Raw genomic sequence first — 6,377 nt, 5'->3', positions numbered from 1 at the left:
CGTCGCCAATATCGAAACCAACAGCATCACCACCAACAGCTGTATCAAAGAATACCCCCTCTGCACAGTTGCCCTATTCCGTTTTCCGTTAAATGCCTTTGAGTACATATCTTTATTCCCTTTATCTTTTATATCCCCTATCCGACAAGAGGCTATCCGTTTATCCCTTTACCCAATGAAAGCCCCATTAGCCCAAGTCTTCATTCCCGCCCCCCATACAAAGCCGCCCCGTGGCCCAACCGGCAAACGGTTCGGCCGCAGGGCGGCATATAGGCAGAGTCCGGCTTATTTTTTCACGGCAGGCTGGGCGGCCTTAGGCGCGACAGAAGAAACCGTCGCCTCCGCCTTCAACTTGTTCAGCACCGCATCACCGATGCCCTTCACGTTTTTCAGCTCCTCCACCGATTTAAACGCACCGTTCTTCTGACGGTATTCCACAATCGATTTTGCCTTAGCCGGACCGATACCCGGCAAGGCCTCCAGTTCGGCAGAAGACGCGGTATTGATGTTCACGGCGGCTAAAGAGAATGCTGCACAAACAGCAGCAAATGCACCAAATAAAATTTTCTTCATCAGATTTTTCCCATAACGTGTTTAATTGAATCAGTCAGAAAGTCTACCGAATGGTTTATTCCACTCTGTAAACACTGTCGCATATACGGGCCCATACCCGCATAAATGCTTACGACATATTAACGCAAATGCCGTTTAATTTCAAATATTCCAAACGGTTAATCGTAACTTTCGGTACTTTTGTTCAAGAATAACAACAGGTAATCATAATCCCCCTATCGCCAAATCGACAGAACCGACAGGTATGTAAAAAGCCCCCGACATCAGTCGGGGGCTTCGGAATGGGTGTTTGGCGGTGACCTACTTTCACATGGAAGAACCACACTATCATCGGCGCTGAGTCGTTTCACGGTCCTGTTCGGGATGGGAAGGCGTGGGACCAACTCGCTATGGCCGCCAAACTTAAACTGTTACAAATCGGTAAAGCCTTAATCGGTATAAATGGTGATGACTGAATCAGTCAGTAAGCTTTTATCATTTGAAGTTCTTCAAATGATAGAGTCAAGCCTCACGAGCAATTAGTATGGGTTAGCTTCACGCGTTACCGCGCTTCCACACCCCACCTATCAACGTCCTGGTCTCGAACGACTCTTTAGTGTGGTTAAACCACAAGGGAAGTCTCATCTTCAGGCGAGTTTCGCGCTTAGATGCTTTCAGCGCTTATCTCTTCCGAACTTAGCTACCCGGCTATGCAACTGGCGTTACAACCGGTACACCAGAGGTTCGTCCACTCCGGTCCTCTCGTACTAGGAGCAGCCCCCGTCAAACTTCCAACGCCCACTGCAGATAGGGACCAAACTGTCTCACGACGTTTTAAACCCAGCTCACGTACCACTTTAAATGGCGAACAGCCATACCCTTGGGACCGACTACAGCCCCAGGATGTGATGAGCCGACATCGAGGTGCCAAACTCCGCCGTCGATATGAACTCTTGGGCGGAATCAGCCTGTTATCCCCGGAGTACCTTTTATCCGTTGAGCGATGGCCCTTCCATACAGAACCACCGGATCACTATGTCCTGCTTTCGCACCTGCTCGACTTGTCGGTCTCGCAGTTAAGCTACCTTTTGCCATTGCACTATCAGTCCGATTTCCGACCGGACCTAGGTAACCTTCGAACTCCTCCGTTACTCTTTGGGAGGAGACCGCCCCAGTCAAACTGCCTACCATGCACGGTCCCCGACCCGGATTACGGGTCTGGGTTAGAACCTCAAAGACACCAGGGTGGTATTTCAAGGACGGCTCCACAGAGACTGGCGTCTCTGCTTCAAAGCCTCCCACCTATCCTACACAAGTGACTTCAAAGTCCAATGCAAAGCTACAGTAAAGGTTCACGGGGTCTTTCCGTCTAGCAGCGGGTAGATTGCATCTTCACAACCACTTCAACTTCGCTGAGTCTCAGGAGGAGACAGTGTGGCCATCGTTACGCCATTCGTGCGGGTCGGAACTTACCCGACAAGGAATTTCGCTACCTTAGGACCGTTATAGTTACGGCCGCCGTTTACTGGGGCTTCGATCCGATGCTTGCACATCTTCAATTAACCTTCCAGCACCGGGCAGGCGTCACACCCTATACGTCCACTTTCGTGTTAGCAGAGTGCTGTGTTTTTAATAAACAGTCGCAGCCACCTATTCTCTGCGACCCTCCAGGGCTTACGGAGCAAGTCCTTAACCTTAGAGGGCATACCTTCTCCCGAAGTTACGGTATCAATTTGCCGAGTTCCTTCTCCTGAGTTCTCTCAAGCGCCTTAGAATTCTCATCCTGCCCACCTGTGTCGGTTTGCGGTACGGTTCAATTCAAACTGAAGCTTAGTGGCTTTTCCTGGAAGCGTGGTATCGGTTACTTCATGTCCGTAGACACTCGTCATCACTTCTCGGTGTTAAGAAGACCCGGATTTGCCTAAGTCTTCCACCTACCGGCTTAAACAAGCTATTCCAACAGCTTGCTAACCTAACCTTCTCCGTCCCCACATCGCATTTGAATCAAGTACAGGAATATTAACCTGTTTCCCATCGACTACGCATTTCTGCCTCGCCTTAGGGGCCGACTCACCCTACGCCGATGAACGTTGCGTAGGAAACCTTGGGCTTTCGGCGAGCGGGCTTTTCACCCGCTTTATCGCTACTCATGTCAACATTCGCACTTCTGATACCTCCAGCACACTTTACAATGCACCTTCATCGGCCTACAGAACGCTCCCCTACCATGCCAGTAAACTGGCATCCGCAGCTTCGGTTATAGATTTGAGCCCCGTTACATCTTCCGCGCAGGACGACTCGACCAGTGAGCTATTACGCTTTCTTTAAATGATGGCTGCTTCTAAGCCAACATCCTGGCTGTCTGGGCCTTCCCACTTCGTTTACCACTTAATCTATCATTTGGGACCTTAGCTGGCGGTCTGGGTTGTTTCCCTCTTGACAACGGACGTTAGCACCCGCTGTCTGTCTCCCGAGGAACCACTTGATGGTATTCTTAGTTTGCCATGGGTTGGTAAGTTGCAATAACCCCCTAGCCATAACAGTGCTTTACCCCCATCAGTGTCTTGCTCGAGGCACTACCTAAATAGTTTTCGGGGAGAACCAGCTATCTCCGAGTTTGTTTAGCCTTTCACCCCTATCCACAGCTCATCCCCGCATTTTGCAACATGCGTGGGTTCGGTCCTCCAGTACCTGTTACGGCACCTTCAACCTGGCCATGGATAGATCACTCGGTTTCGGGTCTACACCCAGCAACTGTTCGCCCTATTAAGACTCGGTTTCCCTACGCCTCCCCTATTCGGTTAAGCTCGCTACTGAATGTAAGTCGTTGACCCATTATACAAAAGGTACGCAGTCACACCACAAGGGTGCTCCCACTGTTTGTATGCATCAGGTTTCAGGTTCTATTTCACTCCCCTCCCGGGGTTCTTTTCGCCTTTCCCTCACGGTACTGGTTCACTATCGGTCGATGATGAGTATTTAGCCTTGGAGGATGGTCCCCCCATATTCAGACAGGATTTCACGTGTCCCGCCCTACTTTTCGTACGCTTAGTACCACTATTGAGATTTCGAATACGGGACTATCACCCACTATGGTCAAGCTTCCCAGCTTGTTCTTCTATCTCGATAGTTATCACGTACAGGCTCCTCCGCGTTCGCTCGCCACTACTTGCGGAATCTCGGTTGATTTCTTTTCCTCCGGGTACTTAGATGGTTCAGTTCTCCGGGTTCGCTTCGCTTATCCTATGTATTCAGATAAGGATACCTCCTAAGAGGTGGGTTTCCCCATTCGGACATCGCGGGATCATAGCTTTATTGCCAGCTCCCCCACGCTTTTCGCAGGCTTACACGTCCTTCGTCGCCTATCATCGCCAAGGCATCCACCTGATGCACTTATTCACTTGACTCTATCATTTCAAGAACCTCTTTGACTTCGTTTGCCTACCCGTTGACTAGGGAAGCAAACTTGAAATTCCTACTTTGATAAAGCTTACTACTTTGTTGTGTCTTAATCCTGCCTTTTGTGTTTCAGGATTAAGTCGATACAATCATCACCCAAATACTGTGTTTGTTTTCTTTTCTCTTGCGAGAGATTTTTTATCCTTTGCAAAGAACAAAAAATCAAAACAAACTCATTGTCTTTGTTTGTTGATTTCGGCTTTCCAATTTGTTAAAGATCGATGCGTCGATATTTCACTTCGCAAATCAAAATAAGCTGCTAAGTATAGCAGGCTTCCTTTGATTTGTAAAGTTCTTGGTGGAGGCAAACGGGATCGAACCGATGACCCCCTGCTTGCAAAGCAGGTGCTCTACCAACTGAGCTATGCCCCCGTTCTTGGTGGGTCTGGGAGGACTTGAACCTCCGACCCCACGCTTATCAAGCGTGTGCTCTAACCAGCTGAGCTACAAACCCGGATTCTCTTCTTAAGCGAATCTTGTCTTCACTCAAGCTTTTCTCTTCCGCATCTTTTACAGTTTACCGATAAGTGTGAATGCATCAGACCTCTTCTTTCTCTAGAAAGGAGGTGATCCAGCCGCAGGTTCCCCTACGGCTACCTTGTTACGACTTCACCCCAGTCATGAAGCATACCGTGGTAAGCGGGCTCCTTGCGGTTACCCTACCTACTTCTGGTATCCCCCACTCCCATGGTGTGACGGGCGGTGTGTACAAGACCCGGGAACGTATTCACCGCAGTATGCTGACCTGCGATTACTAGCGATTCCGACTTCATGCACTCGAGTTGCAGAGTGCAATCCGGACTACGATCGGTTTTGTGAGATTGGCTCCACCTCGCGGCTTGGCTACCCTCTGTACCGACCATTGTATGACGTGTGAAGCCCTGGTCATAAGGGCCATGAGGACTTGACGTCATCCCCACCTTCCTCCGGCTTGTCACCGGCAGTCTCATTAGAGTGCCCAACTTAATGATGGCAACTAATGACAAGGGTTGCGCTCGTTGCGGGACTTAACCCAACATCTCACGACACGAGCTGACGACAGCCATGCAGCACCTGTGTTACGGCTCCCGAAGGCACTCCTCCGTCTCTGGAGGATTCCGTACATGTCAAGACCAGGTAAGGTTCTTCGCGTTGCATCGAATTAATCCACATCATCCACCGCTTGTGCGGGTCCCCGTCAATTCCTTTGAGTTTTAATCTTGCGACCGTACTCCCCAGGCGGTCAATTTCACGCGTTAGCTACGCTACTAAGCAATCAAGTTGCCCAACAGCTAATTGACATCGTTTAGGGCGTGGACTACCAGGGTATCTAATCCTGTTTGCTACCCACGCTTTCGAGCATGAACGTCAGTGTTATCCCAGGAGGCTGCCTTCGCCATCGGTATTCCTCCACATCTCTACGCATTTCACTGCTACACGTGGAATTCTACCTCCCTCTGACACACTCTAGTCACCCAGTTCAGAACGCAGTTCCCAGGTTGAGCCCGGGGATTTCACATCCTGCTTAAGTAACCGTCTGCGCTCGCTTTACGCCCAGTAATTCCGATTAACGCTCGCACCCTACGTATTACCGCGGCTGCTGGCACGTAGTTAGCCGGTGCTTATTCTTCAGGTACCGTCATCAGCTGTCGATATTAGCAACAGCCTTTTCTTCCCTGACAAAAGTCCTTTACAACCCGAAGGCCTTCTTCAGACACGCGGCATGGCTGGATCAGGCTTGCGCCCATTGTCCAAAATTCCCCACTGCTGCCTCCCGTAGGAGTCTGGGCCGTGTCTCAGTCCCAGTGTGGCGGATCATCCTCTCAGACCCGCTACTGATCGTCGCCTTGGTAGGCCTTTACCCCACCAACTAGCTAATCAGATATCGGCCGCTCGAATAACGCAAGGCCCGAAGGTCCCCTGCTTTCCTCCTCAGAGAATATGCGGTATTAGCTAATCTTTCGATTAGTTATCCCCCATTACTCGGTACGTTCCGATATGTTACTCACCCGTTCGCCACTCGCCACCCAAGAAGCAAGCTTCTCTGTGCTGCCGTCCGACTTGCATGTGTAAAGCATGCCGCCAGCGTTCAATCTGAGCCAGGATCAAACTCTTATGTTCAATCTCTAACTTATAACTTCTGGTCTGCTTCAAAGAAACCGACAGGACAATGTCTAAAACATCATCTTGTCTGTCTTTCAAACAGTGTGAGGCCTAATGCACTCACACTTATCGGTAATCTGTTTTTTAAAGAGCGAATCGAATTATACAGTACATTTAGCAAATGTCAACTAAAATTATCGAAAATTCTAACTAACTGTGTTATACTGTCTGCTTCGTTTTCTTCACCGCGTCAGCAGCGAAGAACCGAACTATACGCCTACCAA

Annotated in this window: 1 protein-coding gene, 2 tRNA genes and 3 rRNA genes; all 6 read right to left on the bottom strand. The window is 49.7% G+C overall.

All coding sequences use genetic code 11. The features are described from left to right. Positions 1–285: 285 nt before the first annotated feature. The 6 genes from ACTHTK_RS10250 to ACTHTK_RS10225 all read right to left on the bottom strand — a co-directional run bounded on the left by ACTHTK_RS10250 (position 286) and on the right by ACTHTK_RS10225 (position 6,111). Positions 286–573 (bottom strand): ComEA family DNA-binding protein, encoded by a 288-nt coding sequence (locus ACTHTK_RS10250; protein ID WP_107724257.1) that lies wholly within the window; start codon positions 571–573, stop codon positions 286–288. A gap of 287 nt (positions 574–860) precedes the next feature. After that, positions 861–974 (bottom strand): 5S ribosomal RNA (rrf, locus tag ACTHTK_RS10245). 96 nt (positions 975–1,070) lie between these two features. After that, a 23S ribosomal RNA gene (locus ACTHTK_RS10240) occupies positions 1,071–3,959 on the bottom strand. A 348-nt stretch (positions 3,960–4,307) separates the two neighbouring features. Further along, a tRNA-Ala gene (locus ACTHTK_RS10235) sits at positions 4,308–4,383 on the bottom strand. Positions 4,384–4,388: 5 nt separating this feature from the next. Beyond that, positions 4,389–4,465: transfer RNA gene (locus ACTHTK_RS10230), tRNA-Ile, on the bottom strand. A gap of 105 nt (positions 4,466–4,570) precedes the next feature. After that, positions 4,571–6,111, bottom strand: a 16S ribosomal RNA gene (locus tag ACTHTK_RS10225). The 16S, 23S and 5S rRNA genes sit together here with 2 tRNA genes alongside, the layout of an rRNA operon. Positions 6,112–6,377 lie beyond the last annotated feature (266 nt).

Origin of the sequence: Neisseria sp. P0006.S009, assembly GCF_051962915.1 — a bacterium.
Taxonomy (GTDB): Bacteria; Pseudomonadota; Gammaproteobacteria; order Burkholderiales; family Neisseriaceae; genus Neisseria; species Neisseria subflava_E.
The sequence above is the reverse complement of the archived record's forward strand: the minus strand, read 5'-3'. Positions and strand labels throughout refer to the sequence as shown.

Excerpts from the sequence above, each read along its gene's own strand:
- ACTHTK_RS10250 (WP_107724257.1), bottom strand. The coding sequence starts at position 573 with ATGAAGAAAATTTTATTTGGTGCATTTGCTGCTGTTTGTGCAGCATTC.